General features: G+C 29.6%; 12 protein-coding genes. All 12 read left to right on the top strand.

Features of this window, described 5'->3' with window-relative positions; genetic code table 11:
* The first annotated feature begins 11 nt into the window (after positions 1-11).
* The 12 genes from uvrC (at position 12) to AALI31_RS00315 (ending at position 18043) form a co-directional block, all read left to right on the top strand.
* On the top strand, positions 12-1883 hold the full coding sequence (uvrC, locus tag AALI31_RS00260) for an excinuclease ABC subunit UvrC (protein WP_489884522.1): 1872 nt from the start codon (positions 12-14) through the stop codon (positions 1881-1883).
* Between the two features lie 24 nt (positions 1884-1907).
* Positions 1908-2825, top strand: a complete 918-nt coding sequence (gene murB, locus AALI31_RS00265; protein ID WP_489884523.1) for a UDP-N-acetylmuramate dehydrogenase — start codon at positions 1908-1910, stop codon at positions 2823-2825.
* A 5-nt stretch (positions 2826-2830) separates the two neighbouring features.
* Positions 2831-3694, top strand: coding sequence for an RNase adapter RapZ (gene rapZ / locus AALI31_RS00270; protein ID WP_489884524.1), 864 nt, complete (start codon positions 2831-2833; stop codon positions 3692-3694).
* Positions 3695-3713: 19 nt separating this feature from the next.
* Positions 3714-4706: a gluconeogenesis factor YvcK family protein gene (locus AALI31_RS00275; RefSeq protein WP_489884525.1), complete on the top strand. Its 993-nt coding sequence runs from the start codon at positions 3714-3716 to the stop codon at positions 4704-4706.
* A 19-nt stretch (positions 4707-4725) separates the two neighbouring features.
* Entirely contained in the window at positions 4726-5637 is a 912-nt protein-coding gene (whiA, locus tag AALI31_RS00280) for a DNA-binding protein WhiA (protein WP_489884526.1), read from the top strand.
* A gap of 70 nt (positions 5638-5707) precedes the next feature.
* On the top strand, positions 5708-6592 hold the full coding sequence (locus tag AALI31_RS00285; RefSeq protein WP_489884527.1) for a hypothetical protein: 885 nt from the start codon (positions 5708-5710) through the stop codon (positions 6590-6592).
* Positions 6593-6921: 329 nt separating this feature from the next.
* Positions 6922-8763 carry an asparagine synthase (glutamine-hydrolyzing) gene (gene asnB, locus AALI31_RS00290; RefSeq protein WP_489884528.1) on the top strand — a complete coding sequence of 614 codons (1842 nt, stop codon included), beginning with the start codon at positions 6922-6924 and terminating at the stop codon, positions 8761-8763.
* A gap of 95 nt (positions 8764-8858) precedes the next feature.
* Entirely contained in the window at positions 8859-12401 is a 3543-nt protein-coding gene (locus AALI31_RS00295; protein WP_489884529.1) for a DNA polymerase III subunit alpha, read from the top strand.
* A gap of 23 nt (positions 12402-12424) precedes the next feature.
* A complete protein-coding gene (gene pfkA / locus AALI31_RS00300) occupies positions 12425-13384 on the top strand; it encodes a 6-phosphofructokinase (RefSeq protein WP_489884530.1) in 960 nt (319 codons plus the stop codon).
* 31 nt (positions 13385-13415) lie between these two features.
* A complete protein-coding gene (pyk, locus tag AALI31_RS00305; RefSeq protein ID WP_489884531.1) occupies positions 13416-14843 on the top strand; it encodes a pyruvate kinase in 1428 nt (475 codons plus the stop codon).
* A 187-nt stretch (positions 14844-15030) separates the two neighbouring features.
* Positions 15031-16404, top strand: a complete 1374-nt coding sequence (gene rlmD, locus AALI31_RS00310; protein ID WP_489884532.1) for a 23S rRNA (uracil(1939)-C(5))-methyltransferase RlmD — start codon at positions 15031-15033, stop codon at positions 16402-16404.
* A gap of 211 nt (positions 16405-16615) precedes the next feature.
* Entirely contained in the window at positions 16616-18043 is a 1428-nt protein-coding gene (locus tag AALI31_RS00315) for a hypothetical protein (protein ID WP_489884533.1), read from the top strand.
* Positions 18044-18048: the final 5 nt, after the last annotated feature.

Here is an 18048-nt window from a genome sequence, read left to right on the forward strand (position 1 = left end):
GGAGGTATAAGATGTTTGATATAAAGTATAACATTAGTATTTTGCCTAATTTACCAGGTGTGTATATGATGAAAGATTTTGAGTCTAAAATTATATATGTTGGTAAAGCTAAGGATTTGAAGAGGAGAGTGTCTCAGTATTTTCAAAACTTTCAAAGTCATAGTGAAAAAACTAAGGTTCTAGTGAATAACATTAGCGAGTTTGAGTATATAATTACACAAAATGAGGTTGAGGCATTAATACTTGAAAATAATTTAATAAAAAAGTATACTCCCCGATATAATATTCTTTTAAAAGATGATAAAACTTACCCTTTTATAAAGGTGACTACGAATGAAGATTTTCCTAGAGTATTTTCAACTAAAAATTATGTAAAGGATGGAAATTTGTATTTTGGACCATTCGCATCTGGTAGTGCGGTAAATGATATCATAAATACGATAAAAAATATATTCTCTATTAGAAGTTGTAAGATATTAATAAAAAGTGGAGTTATATCTTGTAAACCATGTGTTTACTACCAGATTAAAAAATGTGATGCACCTTGTTATAATCTCATATCTAAGAAAGACTATGGTAAAATTGTTAAAGATGTTATAGATGTTTTATCAGGTAAAAATAAACATAAGTTAATAAAAAATTTAGAGGAACAAATGAATTTTTATTCTGAGAATTTAGACTATGAAAAAGCTATATTAGTTAGAGAAAAAATTTTTAATATAAGTTCAGTTTTTGAGAAGCAGAGGATATTTTTAGGTAACTATGGATTGGAGGATTATATTAATATATTTAAGGATGGTAATTATGCTTGTGTACAAGTCTTTTTTGTCAGAGATGGCAGGGTAGTTGGAAGAGATCATTTTATATTAGAGAATGTAAAGGATGACACGTTGGAGATTATGACAGGACAATTTATAAAAAGTTTTTATGGAGGTACTGCTAAAATACCTAACTATATATATTGTCCAAACTTTTTTGATAGAGATAATATTGAAAAATGGATGAATATAAGGTCAGGAAAGAAGGTTAAATTTATAACTCCTAAAAAAGGTGATAAGAAAAAATTATATGATTTAGTTGGTGTAAATGCTAAGATGATGCTTAAAAGATTTAGTCTTCGAAAAATAAGTAATTTTATTGATAACAACAATGAATATTTAAGTGAATTAGCAAATATTTTAAATATAAGATCTAACTTACATAGAATAGAAGCATATGATGTATCCAATATTATGGGTTTTGATTCTGTAGGTAGTATGGTAGTTTTTACTAATGGATTGCCGCACAATACTGAATATAGAAGATTTAGGATAAATAATGTTGATAGAAGTAATGATTATGAAAGTATTAAACAAGTTGTATATAGAAGATTTTATAGAGGTATTAAGGAAGCGAATTGTATAAATGAACAGGAAATTCAAGATAAAGTGGGTAAGTTTCATATTTTTCCGGATTTAGTTTTGATAGATGGTGGACGAGGACACGTTAATGTAATTGAAGAATTATTTAATGAAATGGATTTAAATATTCCAGTTTGTGGTATGGTTAAGGATGATAAACATAGAACACGGGGAATTATATATAAGAATGTAGAAATAGACGTAAATATAAATTCAATTGTAATGAAGTTTATAACTAGAGTGCAAGATGAAGTGCATAGATATGCGGTGGCATATCACAGAACTCTTAGGGATAAGAGAGGGTTTGCATCTATATTAAGTGAGATTCCCAATATAGGTAGCAAAAGAAGGAAAGAGCTATTACTGTATTTTAAAAATATTGACTCCATAAAAAATGCATCTTTAGAGGAACTTATGAAGGTTCCAAGTATGGATATAAGGTCCAGTTATTCTCTTATAGAATTTTTTAAAAATAATAAATAAATTGGTTAGGAGAGTACATTAGGTATGGAAGACAAATGTAGAAATTTAGTACGTTTTCTGAAAGAATTTTTAAAAGATGATAATATCAGAGAAAATGAGCTAATGGCAAATCATACAACATTTAAGACTGGGGGACCATGTGATATAATGGTATTTCCGGAAACTGAGTTTGAATTTGTAAGTATTATAAAAAAAGTTATATCGGAGAATATACCATATTTTATATTGGGGCTCGGTTCCAATATTATAGTTAAAGACGGTGGGATCAGGGGCATAGTCATAAATTTAACAAAATTAAATAATATATCAGTCAATGAAAATATTATAAGTGTTGATGCAGGAACAAAACTATGTGATATTTCTAATGTCGCTTGTGAAAACTCACTAAAGGGATTTGAGTTTGCTTGTGGTATACCTGGAACTATAGGTGGGGGTATAATCATGAATGCAGGGGCCTATGGAGGGGAAATTGGTGATGTTGTACATAAAGTTAAGGTTATTGATTCGATGGGTAATATTCATTCTGTCCATAGAGATGGTATAGAATTTGGTTACAGAAAAACCATAATATTTGGTATAGATTATTTCATAATTAGTTGTGATATAATACTTGAGTTAGGTAATAAATGTGAGATAAGGAAAAATATTGATGATCTCATGTATAAGAGAAATCTAAAGCAGCCTCTTGAGTATCCTTCAGCAGGGAGTGTGTTTAAAAGACCTAACGGATATTTTGCGAGTAAACTTATACAAGATTCAGGACTTAGGGGATATACGCACAAGAATGTTATGGTTTCTGATAAACATTGTGGATTTATAATAAATAAGTCAGGAGCTAATTCAAAGGAAATTTTGGAATTAATTGATATAGTTAGATGTAAGGTTTATGATGTATTTAAAGTTAAATTGGAGCTTGAAGTTAAAATTGTGGGGGAGGACTAAATCGAGTGGAATTTGTAATAGTGACTGGGCTGTCAGGTGCTGGTAAAACAGAAGTCATACGAGTTATAGAAGATTTAGGATATTTTTGTGTTGATAATATGCCATTACAATTTGTGCAAAAATTTGGAGAAATTTGCAAACAAGCTAATGGGAATGTTACTAAGGCAGCTTTTGTTACAGACATACGGGGGAGGCAGTTTTTTGATTACATAGATAATATTTTAGAATGGTTTAGAGTTAATTTTATAGATTGTAGGATACTATTTCTCGATTGTTCAAATGAGGTTTTGGTCAGGAGATTTAAAGAGACACGTAGATTGCATCCTTTGTCTTATGATGGTAAAATTCTCAATGGTATTTTAAAAGAGCGTAGTAAGATTGAGTTTTTAAAAAATAGATCAAACTTAGTTATAGATACTTCGAATTTAAAGGTTAGGGAATTAAAGGAGAGAGTAAAGCAATTTATATTAGGTGAGTATATTGATGATACCTTTATAATAGAGGTAATATCATTTGGGTACAAATATGGTATACCTATAGAGTGTGATTTGACTTTCGACGTTAGGTTTATAGAAAATCCATTCTATAAACCTGATCTGAAGGACTTTTGTGGATTGGATAATAATATAAGAGAATTTGTTTTAAGTAAAGAAACATCGAGTATTTTTTTGAACAAGGTGTATGATTTAGTAGAGTTTTTATTACCGAACTACGTAAAGGAAGGTAGGAAACATTTGGTTATAGGTATAGGTTGTACTGGTGGTAAGCATAGATCGGTTGTTATATCTCAAGAAATTTATTCATATCTGGAGAAATGTGGAAAGTATAAGTTGATAATTGAACATCGAGATCTAGAAAGAAACTTATAATTATTTTGGGAGACTTTAAGTGGATTTAGTTAGTAATTTAGATAATGAGTTTAAAATTGTAGTTATTGGTGGGGGAACTGGAATATCAAATATTTTGAGAGGATTAAAAAAGATAACGAGCGATGTAGTGGCTATTGTTACGGTTGCTGACGATGGAGGTGGTTCTGGTGTGTTGAGGGATGAGCTTGGAATACTTCCTCCGGGTGATATAAGAAGTTGTTTAATATCTTTAGCCAATACTGAACCTATAATGAAGGAACTTTTGAGATATAGATTTACGGAAGGTAATCTTAAGAATCAAAATTTTGGTAATCTCTTTATAGCTGCAATGATTGGAATTACAGGTAATTTTGAAGATGCAATTAAGAAAACTAGTGAGGTTCTTGCAATAACAGGAAAGGTATTGCCGGTTACTACGGAAGATATGATTATAAAGGCAGAACTTCTTGACGGTACCTTCGTCGAAGGTGAGTCTAAAATACCTTGTGAGGTACTGAAAAAAAATACGGGTATAAAAAACATATTTATAGTCCCAGATATTATAAAACCTCTGAAGGATTGTGTTAATGAAGTTTTAAATGCTGATATAATTATATTAGGTCCTGGAAGCCTTTATACAAGTATTCTACCTAATTTAAAAATAAAAGAAATGTGTGATGCGTTAAATAAAAGTAGGGGATTGAAGGTTTATATATCAAATATAATGACTCAACCTGGTGAAACAGATGGTTATACGTTGTCTGACCATGTCGATGCTATATTCAGGAATACCAATATTTCCAGTATTGATTATGTGATAGCTAATGATAGAGTGTTAGATGAAGATATCTTGGGAAAGTATGAGTGTAATAATTCAGAACAAGTGGTTTGTGATTATATCAAATTAAGTAAATTAAATATAGTTGTTGTTAAAGATGATTTGGTAAAGTTAGAGAACAATCTTATACGTCATGATCATAATAAACTTGCATGTATAGTGAAAGATATCATAAACTCTAATTTGTATTTTTGAATGATTAAGGTGATATTTTATGACATTTTCATCCAATGTGAAAAATGAACTTTATGATTGTATTCCAAAATTTTATAATAATGCATTAGGTGAAGTTGTAGCTATTTTGAATGTTTTAGATGTATTTATGACACGAGGTGTACATGAGATATATTTTAGAATTGAAAGTGAAAATAAGAATATAGTAAAATACATTGAGAGAATTTTTTCTGAGCATATAAATAAAGAAAATATTTTATATAGTAATGGATGCAATTACTTTTCAGAAGATAGCAAATATGTTTTTGAAGTTTGCTCTAATGTTAGAGATTTTTTTCTCAGTGCATTAGTAGAATTAAGTACGTTAAATATGGAAAATGTTGGTAGTTTAATTGATGGTAAGAGTTTTATAAAGGGAATCTTTCTTGTATGTGGTAGTGTGAGTAATCCTCAAAAGGGTTATCATCTTGAGTTTGTTTTTCAAGATGAGAACTTAGGTGTGAATTTTATGGGTTACTTGAACCAATACGGTTTAAATAGTAAAATTATAAAGAGAAAAAAGTGTTATACAGTTTATATCAAAGAATCTGATAATATTTCTAAAGTATTTAGTATTATGGGAGCTCACAATGCAGTTCTGGAATTTGAAGATATCAGAGTTAAAAAAGAATATAGTAACAACAAAAATAGGATTAAGAATTGCATTGAGGCTAATGAAGATAAAATGATAATAGCGTCGGTTAGACATGTTCAAGCAATTATGCTCATAGACGAAGTTATTGGTATGAATAAATTGCCTAAAAATTTGAGAGAGATTGCGGAGATTAGACTTAAGCATAAGGAAATGTCGCTTAAGGACTTGGGAAAATTTTTGATTCCCCCTATAGGTAAATCCGGTGTATCTCATAGACTTAAAAAAATTGAACAAATAGCTGGTAAACTTAGAAGATAAATTTGTGTAAGTGTGTGACTTTTAGAATAGTTAGTATATGATTTATATTTTAAATCACGTGGGAGTTTTTATGGATAAATTGAATATTTTGGAGATAAGTTATAGGAATTATGGAAAGTGTTTGAGGATAGCAAATGATGTGGTTGAGATTATTGTAACTATTGAATATGGACTTAGGATTGCCAAATATGGATATATTGGGGGCAAAAATCATTTCAAAGAAAGTGAAATTCTTAGTAATTTAGATGAGGAGATTAATATAGGTATAGGTGGTCATACATTAGAGTATGCGACTAATAGTAAAAGTTTATTGGTATCAAATGATGGGGAAGTTAAATATGAATTAATTCCACATGGAGTAAGGTTTATACAAGCTGTTGAAAGTGATACTAAAACTCAGAGGGTTATGGAAGTATATTTTGAATTTGAGTCATCTAAGATAGTTGTATTACATAGAGTTTATTCTTTAAATTTATTTGATATCGACGTATCCATATCTGGCGTCACATCAATGAATAGGGAAGGTATACAAATTATTCCCATATGCAAAAGTGGCAATATGAATTTACCTAGGTCGTGTTTTGTGCTTTGGCCTTATTCGAATTTGAAGGATTCCAGAGTATATTTTGGAGAAAGATACGTTGCTATGAAAACTTGTGAAGATAATATAAAAGATTTTAGGATAGGTTTTAATGACAGTTTACATTATGCTCTGTATTATAGCGATAGAGAGATGTTTGTTAAGGAGTTTGATATACAATCTGAAAAATTAGGGTATCCCAACAATGGATGCGTTTATGAGGCATTTATCTCTAGAGACAGCATACAAATGATATCTAATTCAGTTCTGTATAATTTATCTTGTGGTAATTATATTGAGCATAGAGAAGTTTGGACTTTATTTAAAGATGTAAACTTGGATTTTATAGATAGATACATATATGAGTATAAATAGCGAGTAGTAAGATTTATTTTGAAAAGGTACAGAATGTTTCGATGCGGTTTGTTCTTGAAAAAGTAGTAAAACTACAGTTATATAGCATTTGTTGAGGGAATTGACAAATGTAGTAATGGGTATTTAGTTTAATAAGCTAAATACCCATTGTTTTTTAATTTCATCGAGCAGAGTAATAGCACTTGTTTATGGTCATATCAAATACTTATCATACAATCCATTATAGTTTGTTTCAAAAAGGCGAAATTTTATTTTATAGTATCAAAAAAATTATGAAACCATAATATAAAATATTAGTATATACAAATTTAATATGAGAGAGGTTATTTATGTGTGGAATAACTGGATTTTCTAATTTTAAAAAGGATATTGACGATGAGTTTAATTATATAGTTTGTATGAGTAAGTCTTTAATTCACAGAGGACCAGATAGTCATAATTATTATAGAAATAAAAATGTGATTTTTGCTCACAGAAGGCTTTCAATTGTAGATCCTATCGGTGGAAGTCAGCCTATGACGAGAGTTCATAATGGATTCAAATATACAATTGTGTATAATGGTGAAATTTACAATACTAAATACTTAAAGGATAAATTAATCAAAGAAGGATATGATTTTAGTAGTTATTCTGATACGGAAATAATTCTTTTTAGTTATATACATTATAAAGAGGATTGCGTGAATTTATTAAATGGCATTTTTGCGTTTGCTATATTCGATGAACAAAAACAAAACATATTTGCGGCTCGAGACCATTTGGGTGTTAAGCCTCTTTTTTATTCCACAAAGGATGACTATTTTATATTTGCATCTGAAATTAAAGCGTTGCTCAGACATCCTATGGTTACAAGTGTAGTTTCAAAGGAAGGGTTACTTGATATTTTGAGTTTAGGACCTAGTAGAAGTCCAGGACAAGGAATTTTTAAAGATATAAAGGAAGTTCCTCCTGCTCACTATTTAATAGTTTCTAAAAATGAAATTCATATCAGAGAATATTGGAGAGTAAAGGCATATGAACATAAGTTAAGTGTTGCCGATACTAGTGAGAGGTTAATAGAATTGTTGGAGGAAATTATAAAAAATCAAATGATATCAGATAGAAAGATATTCGGATTTTTATCTGGTGGAATTGATTCATCTCTAATATGTTCTGTTTTGTGTAATGAGCTTGGTAAAAAAGGTGAAATACTGGATACATTCACTGTAGATTATGTTGATTATGATAAGGACTTTAAAAGTAATGAATTTGAAATTAATGGAGATAAAGAATTTGTAAAGATTATAAATGATAAAATAAAGTCTAACAATAGAATTATAGTTATAAATAATCAAGATTTGTTCTATTTTCTTGAGGATTCGTTGATTGCAAGCGATATTCCTACAATGGCAGATATTGATTCCTCCCTTTATTTGTTTTGCAGGGAAGTTAAAAATTATGGAACCGTTGGGTTTTCTGGTGAGTGTGCAGATGAAATATTTGGAGGATATCCTTGGTACTTAGATAAGGTAGACTTAAATATGAAAACATTTCCTTGGAGTAGATTTTCTGGAGAACGCAAAAAACTCTTTAATGGTTTTGTTAATGAAATGGACTTTGATTCTTATATTAAATATAGATTTGATGAAACTTTTAAAAATTTTAGTTACCTTGATAGTGATTCTGAATCTGATATTGCTATTAGGAGGATGACATTATTAAATATAAAGTGGTTTATGGTAACTCTCTTGAATAGAAAAGACAGGATGAGCATGGCTAATAGTATAGAAATAAGAGTACCATTTGCAGATAAAAATCTTGTTGAGTATGCTTATAATATACCTAGTAGAATTAAATTTTTTAATATGAGGGAAAAAGGTATACTTAGAGAGGCTTCAAGGAAATTTTTACCTAATGCGATAGTTGATAGAAAGAAGAGTCCATATCCCAAAACACAGAGTAGTTTGTATACTGATTTGGTTTGTGAAAAGATGAAAAGCATATTGAGCGATAAATCAAATCCAATATTTGAGTTGATAAATGAAAAAAATATTAAAGAACTCGTTGATAGTAGAGGCATGTCTTATAATAAACCTTGGTTTGGACAACTTATGAGAGGTCCTCAATTAATAGCATACTTGATTCAATTAAATATGTGGATGGAGAAATATAATGTAAATTTCGAGACTTAAAAAACCTTAAAATCCTAAATGAAAAATCATTTAGGATTTTAAAGTTTTTGTGATAAAATCAATTCGTTAGTGTGAAGATAAGGATGTAGATTTTTATGAATGATTTTGTGCATTTACATGTCCATACGGAATTTAGTTTATTAGATTCGTCTTGTAAAATTAGAGATTTGGTGAGTAAAGCAAAAGAGCTTGATATGAAATCCATTGCTATAACAGATCATGGTGTTATGTACGGGTGCATTGAATTTTATAAAATTTGTAAACAATATGGAATTAAGCCTATTATAGGATGTGAAATTTATGTAGCTAATAAATCTATGCATATAAAAAATGTAGATAAGGACAACTTTATAACTCATTTAGTTTTGCTTGTAAAAAATGAAGTTGGATATAAGAATCTTTTGAAGATAGTTAGTACTTCATTTTTAGAAGGATTTTATTATAAACCAAGAGTTGATATTGAGATTTTAAGGGAATATTCTGAAGGATTGATTGCGTTAAGTGCTTGTTTAAGCGGAGGAATCTCTAAGTATATACTTAGAGATGATATTGAAAATGCGAAGAAGCTAGTGTGTACATATAAGGATATCTTCGGAGAAGATTTTTATTTAGAGCTCCAAAACCATGGTATCCCCAATCAGCTAAAAGTAAATAAATTTCTTGTTGAATTTTCCAAAGAATTTTCAGTAGATCTTGTTGCGACGAATGATGTTCATTACATAGAGAAGAGTGATTCGGAGTCACATGATGTCTTAATATGCATACAGACCTCTTCAAATATACAACAAACAAATAGGATGAAATATGAAGGACAAGAGTTTTATTTAAAATCCAAGGAAGAGATGAATGAGTTGTTTAGTATGCACGAGGATGCTTTAAAGAATACGGTAAAAATAAGCGAAAAGTGTAATTTTGAATATGAGTTTGGAAAGAATTTAGCTCCCAAATATGTGATGGATAATAACTTAGATAGATTTGAATATTTAAAACGATTGTGTTATTTAGGTCTAATATCTAAATACAAAGAATTTGAATATGAGAAAATTAAATTTAACAATGTAGATATTTTAAACGATTCTGAGATTAAAAGTTTATTTGTGGAAATTGATGAAAATACAAATAGTGCAAAAGAAGTTTTGAAAAAACGCCTGATGTATGAATTGGATCTTATAAACTCTATGGGGTTTGTAGATTATTTTTTAATAGTTTGGGATTTTATAAAATTTTCTAATGAAAATCAAATACCGACAGGACCAGGTAGAGGGAGCGTTGCAGGTTCTATAGTTGCTTATGTTTTAAATATCACGAAAATAGATCCTATAAGATATGGATTGATTTTTGAGAGGTTTTTGAATCCTGAAAGAATTTCTATGCCAGATATAGATTCGGATTTTTGTAATGAAAGAAGGCAGGAAGTAATCGAGTATGTTTCAGGTAAGTATGGTAAAAATAATGTATCTCATATAATAACATTTGGTACAATGGCTGCAAAGGCTTGTATTAGAGATGTAGGGAGAGCCATGGATTATAGTTATGGAGAAGTTGATAAGATAGCTAAAATGATACCTAATATGTTAAATATAACTATTGATTTAGCGCTTTTGTATAATAAAGAATTAAACGATATGTATAAACATAATGACAGAGTTAGGAAATTAATAGATGTATCGAAAAAACTTGAAGGTCTTCCGAGACACACTTCTATTCATGCAGCAGGTGTTATTATAAGTCCTGAAGATTTAACAAATTTAGTTCCTGTACAGCAAAATGAGAATATGCTTGTTACCCAATTTACCATGTCTAATCTTGAAGAAATTGGTCTTTTAAAAATGGATTTTTTAGGACTAAGAACTTTGACAGTTATAAATGACTGCATAAAAATAATCGAGAAGAATAAAAAGGTAGCTGTCGATTTAGACAAAATAGATTTTAATGATAAGAGAGTTTTTAAGATGTTAAGTGATGGAAACACTTGTGGAGTTTTTCAACTTGAGTCTCATGGCATGACAAGTTTCATGAAGGATTTAAAACCTAATTCTCTCGAAGATATAATAGCAGGAATAAGTTTATACAGACCAGGACCTATGGATGAGATACCAAATTACATAAAAAATAAGAATTCACCTAATGATATAGAATATTTGACAGAGGAACTAAGAAGTATTTTAAACGTTACATATGGTGTTATAGTTTATCAAGAGCAGGTAATGGAAATAGTACAAAAGTTATCTGGATACTCCCTTGGCAGAAGTGATTTAGTCAGGAGAGTTATGGCTAAAAAGAGATATGAGGAAATGGAAAAAGAGAGGAAAAATTTTGTTTACGGGGTATTTGAAGATGGAGAAGAGAGTATACCAGGATGCATAAAAAAGGGAATAAAAGAAGAAATTGCACACAAGATTTTTGATCAAATGGTCCATTTTGCGTCGTATGCATTTAATAAAAGTCATGCTGCTGCATATGCAGTTGTGGCATATGAAACGGCTTACTTAATGAAATATTATAAAAGTGAGTATATATGTGCATTATTGAATAGTTTTATAAGCAATACAGATAAGGTTTGTGAGTATATAAGATTTGGAAATGCATTGAATATAAATATACATCCTCCATGTATTAATAACAGTGATAAATATTTTATTGTGGACGGAGAGGATATATTTTTTGGTCTATCTGCAATTAAAAATTTAGGATTGAATGTTTGTGAAAAAATTGTTTATTATAGAGAAAAATATGGAAAATTCAAAAATGAATATGACTTTTTCAGAGCATGTATTAAAAATTCTATTAATAAAAAGTCTATTGAATGTATTATAAAATCTGGAGCTTTAGATGTATTTGATGTTCCTAGGGTTCAGCTTTTATGTAGTTTTGAGAAAATAATTGATGGTATGAATTTAGAGATTAAAAAAAATATTGAAGGACAGATAAGTTTATTTAACATGATTGATAATAATAGTGCATTAAGTGCTGACAAAAGTAACTATTTACAAGATGATTATGATAAAAATCTAGTATTTGAAAAAGAGGTTTTAGGTTTGTATATATCAGGCCATCCAACTGATAAATATATTGAATTAATAAATAAAATTTCTACAGGTTCCATAACTTATTATAAAGAAATAGAAGAAAATTTAATGAAGGAAGAGAATATTGTTATAGGAGGAATTGTAAGAGATTTAAGAAAAATAGTAACAAAAAATAATTCTATGATGTCTGTTTTTTATTTAGAAGATAGATATTTTTCTATTGAGTGTGTAGTTTTTCCTAAGGTGTATGATAAATTTAATTATTTAATAAATAACGATAATATTGTTATAATAAAAGGTGTGTTAAAAAGAGATGGAGATGATGTGAAAGTTATAGTCAATAATATATTGGGAATTGATGAAGGTGAGCGATTTAAATTGTATGTATTAGTTAAAAGTGTGAATGATATTGAAAGTTCATTTGTTAAAATAAGAACATTGTCGCATGAAAATAAAGGGAATACAGGTATATTTTTTTATTTATTAGACACAAAGAAAAGTTTTAAATTGAATGATAATTATAATGTAACTTTAAATGATGATTCTATTTGCAAGTTAAATAAACTATTTTCTCAAGAATTTGTAAGAATAGTTTTTATGAATAAATAATGGGAAATGGAAGGTGTTTGTCTATGAAGAGAATAGCAGTTCTTACGAGTGGAGGAGATGCTCCAGGAATGAATGCAGCTGTTAGGTCGGTTGTTAGGTATGCTTTAAGTATTGGAACGGAAGTTTTAGGCATACATAGAGGATATCATGGGGTTTTGCATGAAGAAATAGAGATTCTAAATAGGCGTTCTGTATCGGATATAATAGACAGGGGAGGAACATTTTTAAAAACAGCTAGATGTCTGGAATTTAAACATGAGGAAGTTAGAAAACAGGCTTTTAATATACTAAAGAGTAAAGGAGTAGAAGGATTAGTTGTTGTTGGTGGGGATGGATCTTTCATGGGTGCACAATTGTTATCAAAGCTAGGTATATCAACCGTTGGTATACCAGGTACGATCGATAATGATTTACCCTATACAGATTATACTATAGGTTTTGACACTGCTTTAAATACAATACTAGATTCTGTTAGGAAACTTAGGGATACATCTAGTTCGCATGAAAGGGTTAGTATAGTTGAAGTTATGGGAAGGAACTGCGGGGATTTAGCCTTGTATTCTGCTCTTGCTGGAGGGGCTGAAGCCGTTATTGTACCAGAGTATCCTTTCAATAGGGAAGAGCTTTGTAAGCATATTTTAGATGGTAAGAGTAAAAATAAATTACACAGTCTTATAATATTAGCTGAGGGTGCTGGTAGTGCAGATGAGCTTAAAAGATATATTTATGAAGAAACTGGCTTGGATACTAGGGCTACGGTGCTTGGACATATTCAACGTGGAGGAATACCTACAGCAAGGGATAGGGTCATGGCGTCTTTAATGGGTAGGAGAGCAGTGGATATTCTGTTAAAGGATAGATGTTGTGCAAAAGTCGTTGGAATAAAGGATAATTTAGTATTTGATATGGATATCGAGGATGCATTACGGGTAGAGAAGAAGTTTGATAAAGATCTGTATGATCTTATTAATAAATTAGTTTGATAGTTTTGTATCAAAAAGGGGTGTTTGGTTTATGAGAAAGACAAAAATAGTTTGTACAATAGGACCTTCTAGTGAAAAATATGAGATTTTAGAAAAATTGATTCAAGGAGGTATGAATGTAGCTAGGCTTAACTTTTCACATGGAGATTTTGAAGAACATGGATCAAGAATTGATAATGTTAGAGATATATGCTCTAAAAATGGTAAAAATGTAGGGATAATGTTAGATACAAAGGGACCAGAAATTAGAACTAAGAAATTTTCTGAGAAGGTTTTGTTAACCCAAGGAAGCAGTTTTACGATTTATACTAAGGAAGACATTCTTGGGGATTCAACTAAATGTTCGGTTACTTATGAAGATCTCTATAAAGATGTAAAAGTTGGGAATAGAATATTAATAGATGATGGGTTGGTAGAACTTCAAATTGATGAAATAGATGAAGGTATAATTAAATGTACTGTTTTAAATACAGGTGAGGTTTCAAATAATAAAGGAGTAAACTTACCAAATTCCAAGATTAAATTGCCAGCACTTACTGAAAAAGATAAGAACGATTTGATTTTTGGAATAAGTAAAGATGTTGAGTATGTTGCTGCATCGTTTATAAGAAAAGCTGATGATGTAATACAGATAAGATCCTTTTTGGATAAAAATGGAGGATACGACATAAAGATAATATCTAAAATTGAGAATCAGGAAGGATTAAATAATTTAGATGAAATAATAGATGTATCAGATGGTATTATGGTTGCAAGAGGAGATTTAGGAGTTGAGATTCCGATAGAGAATCTTCCGTATTGGCAAAAGGATATTATAAATAGATGTAATGATAAGGGAAAGGTAGTAATAACCGCAACTCAAATGCTTGATTCTATGATAAGGAATCCAAGACCTACGAGAGCGGAAGCTTCTGATGTTGCAAATGCTATTCATGATGGTACAGATGCAGTGATGCTTAGTGGGGAAACTGCAAATGGGAAATACCCACTAGAGGCTTATGAGATGATGGATAAGATAGTTACTACTACAGAAAAGGGGATAGACTACGAAGGCAAACTTAGGAAAAGACTTTTAAAAATAGAATTTAAAGATGTTCCAACTACAATTGCTTTGTTTTCTTGTACTACAGCTAATGAGGTTAGGGCTAAGGTTATATTGGCTTGTACTAAATCTGGTGCCACGGCAAGATTTATATCAAAGTTTAGACCAGAGTGTCCAATTATTTCTATTACTCAAACGCAGAAAGTTGCACGTATATTATCTATATATTGGGGAGTTTATACTCAAACAATAAAGGAAACGGTTGACAATACGGATATGTTGATAGATTTGTCTGTAGATAAGGCGGTAAAAGCGTATAAACTTTCTAAAGGAGACTTAGTAGTTATTTCTGCAAGCGTTCCAGCTAATTTTGAAGGTCATACAAATATGTTAAAGGTACACAAGATACAAAATTAATTTAAAATTAACAAAAATATAATTTAAAATTAACAAAAATTCTTTACAATATGTTTTATCATTATAGGGAAGTTTCAAAAAATTTTGATTTAGTTTTAATTTAGGCAACTGATTCAGTAGACATTAGCATCTATAACTAGGTTATAGATGCTAATTGTTTTTAAGTTTAAGGAGAGGAGCTTTATCTTTGTCATTAGATGTGGGAACTAAATGCATAGTAAGGATTGAAAAATATAATCACAAAGGATATGGAATTGGGAAAATATATGGATTTATTTTATTTATACCAGAGGCTATAGTTGGTGAAATTATAGAGGTAGTTATTAAAAGATTAAATAAAAATTATGGATATGGCGAGATTGTCGAAATACTTTCTGTATCCTCATTTAGAGTTATTCCTATTTGTGATATATATGAGAAATGTGGTGGATGTAATCTTCAGCACATGGATTACAGAGAACAAATTGCTTTTAAAGAAAATAAAATTAGAAATGCTTTAACAAAGATAGGGGGAATCACCGAAGTATGTATTGATAAATTTCAAGGAATGGCTATTCCATATGAATACAGAAATAAGGTTCAGATCCCATTCGGTAATATTGATGGACGTTTAGTTGCGGGTTTCTATGAAAATAAAAGTCATAATATTATCGATATGAGATTTTGTCATATACAGTTTAAGGAAGCAAATGATATTTTAAATAAAACTCGAGAATATATAAAAAATAAAGATATACTAATTTACGATGAAAATTATCATGGTAGATTTGGAGAAGTTAAAGGATTATTTAGATATCTATTAATACGTAAGGGATACAATACAAATGAAATTATGGTTGTAGTTATATTAACGAAAGATGATGAAGAGTTTTTGTGTGGCTATACTGAATTTATATGTTCAACTTATAAAAATATAAAAACTATTGTCCTCAACGTAAATGATAAGATTACCAATGTTATACTTGGAGATTATGAGAGAGTTATATATGGAGATGGATATATAAGAGATAAAATTGGTGATTTTACTTTTAGAATTCAAAGTAAGTCATTTTTTCAAATAAATACAAAACAAGCAGAAAAATTATATTTGTCTTCAATCGAAATGGCTGATCTTAGATATAATGACGTACTCTTAGATGCATATTGTGGTATTGGAACTATTGGTATATGCTCCAGCAAAAAAGTTAAGAAAGTCTATGGAGTTGAAGAAGTTAAGCAAAGCATTATTGATGCAGAGGAGAATAAATTAATAAATAACGTGAAAAACATTGAATTTATCCATGGAAGAGTCGAGGATGTAATTTTAGATCTGGTTGAAAAAGGTGTAGGTATAACTGTGACTATTTTAGATCCTCCACGGAAGGGCGTGGATGAAATGATTTTATTTAAATTAAGAGAGATAAACTGTAAGAAAATAGTCTATATATCCTGTAATGTATCTACATTGGCTAGGGATACTAAGATACTTACATCTATAGGTTATAAAGTTTCAAAGGTCAGAGGAGTAGATATGTTCTGCAATACAGATCATGTTGAAACTATAGTTTGTTTTAAACTTTAACATCATTTATAAAATCTTATATATTAGGGTTTACTTATAATTTATTCCGTATATTTCGCAAATTTTAAGCTCTTATCTTAATTTTAGTTTAAATGATTGTGTTTAGAGTAATACAAAATTTTCTATTTGTAAAAAATTTATTTAGGGTAATAATAATTCTAAGTTTATGATTTGTTTAATTCAATAATTTTTGAAAGGTAGAATTTGTGTTATGAATAAAAAAAATGACAAAGGTATGGATAATCAAAAATACAATGTTGAGGAATTATTGGATTTTCTAGATGGGGACGATACATATTTAGTGGTGGATGATCAAACGGGAATTGTTGGAAATAAAAAAACAGGAGTTATGATTGATAGGCGTACAGGAAAAGTTTTCTTTGAGGATTCTGCCAAAACATTAGTTGACGAGTTACCTAACAGCGGATTGAAATATGATTTTTTAGATTACAAAAAGTCTGTTGATGTTTTGAATAATTCTGAGACCTCAAGGGATGTAGTTAAAAGTCCTGCGTATGGAATGAAAATTTCAAATGAACAAAAATTTAAACTTAGGAATTACTTTGGAAGGAATTTGCCAAAGAAAAGTGTTGTATTTAAAAATGATAATATTTTAAATAATGACAAGGAGATATGCGTTTTCGAAGAAACATTCAAGGAAAAGGAGACGGATAAAAATTCAGATAATAGAAAGGATTCTGAAGATAATTTATCTATTGATATAAGAACTCAGACTGATGAGGAAATTTTAAGAAGGATAAACGAAAAATTTGAGAGCATAGAAGATGAGTTTAGAGAATTTAGAGATGATAATTTTAGTAAAAATGTTTCGGATGATCAAAAAAATTTATCTATTGAGAAGAATGATAAAGAATTTGGAGTGAAAGATGATAAACATGCAGATATAAATTCTATAATAGATCTTAGGTCTAACGAGTTTGAAAAATTTAAGACAATTGTCGATTTTGAAGAATATTTTGAAAGCATGCCGGATGATGAAGAAATACTCAAATCCCCTTTTGATAACATAAAAGATTATGAAATTCCTAAGGTCGTTGTTGAGGAAGATAAAGAGAATGACGACTCATTTATGCCGTTTGACGTTCTTCCAGATTTTGAGGTAGAAGAGATTCAAAGTTACGATATAAGTGGCGAAGATATAATAAAAGATGGAATGATACCAGATCTGAATTTAAATCAAGGGATGAGTAAGAAAGTAAGCATAAGAGAAGTTATAAAGAATAAGCAGAAAAAGAAACAGGAACAGAAAGAGTTGCAAGAGAAATTATTTTTTGAGACTATTGATGACAGGATTGATCAGTTTAAGAAAATTAAGGAGCATAGCATAGATTCTCAAGAAATATTGAATGCTATTAACACAGATTTGAATAAAATAAATTCCTCAATTAAGATAGAATTTGAGAGTTTGAATAAAAAACGTAAAATATCTAAGAGCAAAGCTACAGCTTCGAATAAAGATTCTTCCGCAGATGATAAATTTTCTTTGCAGAATTTGCTTGAGGAGATTTATGATGAGAAGGGCGAAAAGGCACATGATCTCAATAGTAAAGAGTTAAATATTGAATCTATTAATAAGGATTTAGTGAAAAAGGAGATGGATAAAAACATAGTGAATTAAAGTTG

It is taken from the genome of Anisomitus miae (SeqCode) (assembly GCF_054906395.1).

What these genes read in the sequence shown, in the direction of transcription:
- uvrC (WP_489884522.1), top strand. Translation starts at nt 12, where the DNA reads ATGTTTGATATAAAGTATAACATTAGTATTTTGCCTAATTTACCAGGT.
- murB (WP_489884523.1), top strand. Translation starts at nt 1,908, where the DNA reads ATGGAAGACAAATGTAGAAATTTAGTACGTTTTCTGAAAGAATTTTTA.
- whiA (WP_489884526.1), top strand. Translation starts at nt 4,726, where the DNA reads ATGACATTTTCATCCAATGTGAAAAATGAACTTTATGATTGTATTCCA.
- AALI31_RS00285 (WP_489884527.1), top strand. Translation starts at nt 5,708, where the DNA reads ATGGATAAATTGAATATTTTGGAGATAAGTTATAGGAATTATGGAAAG.
- asnB (WP_489884528.1), top strand. Translation starts at nt 6,922, where the DNA reads ATGTGTGGAATAACTGGATTTTCTAATTTTAAAAAGGATATTGACGAT.
- AALI31_RS00295 (WP_489884529.1), top strand. Translation starts at nt 8,859, where the DNA reads ATGAATGATTTTGTGCATTTACATGTCCATACGGAATTTAGTTTATTA.
- pfkA (WP_489884530.1), top strand. Translation starts at nt 12,425, where the DNA reads ATGAAGAGAATAGCAGTTCTTACGAGTGGAGGAGATGCTCCAGGAATG.
- pyk (WP_489884531.1), top strand. Translation starts at nt 13,416, where the DNA reads ATGAGAAAGACAAAAATAGTTTGTACAATAGGACCTTCTAGTGAAAAA.
- AALI31_RS00315 (WP_489884533.1), top strand. Translation starts at nt 16,616, where the DNA reads ATGAATAAAAAAAATGACAAAGGTATGGATAATCAAAAATACAATGTT.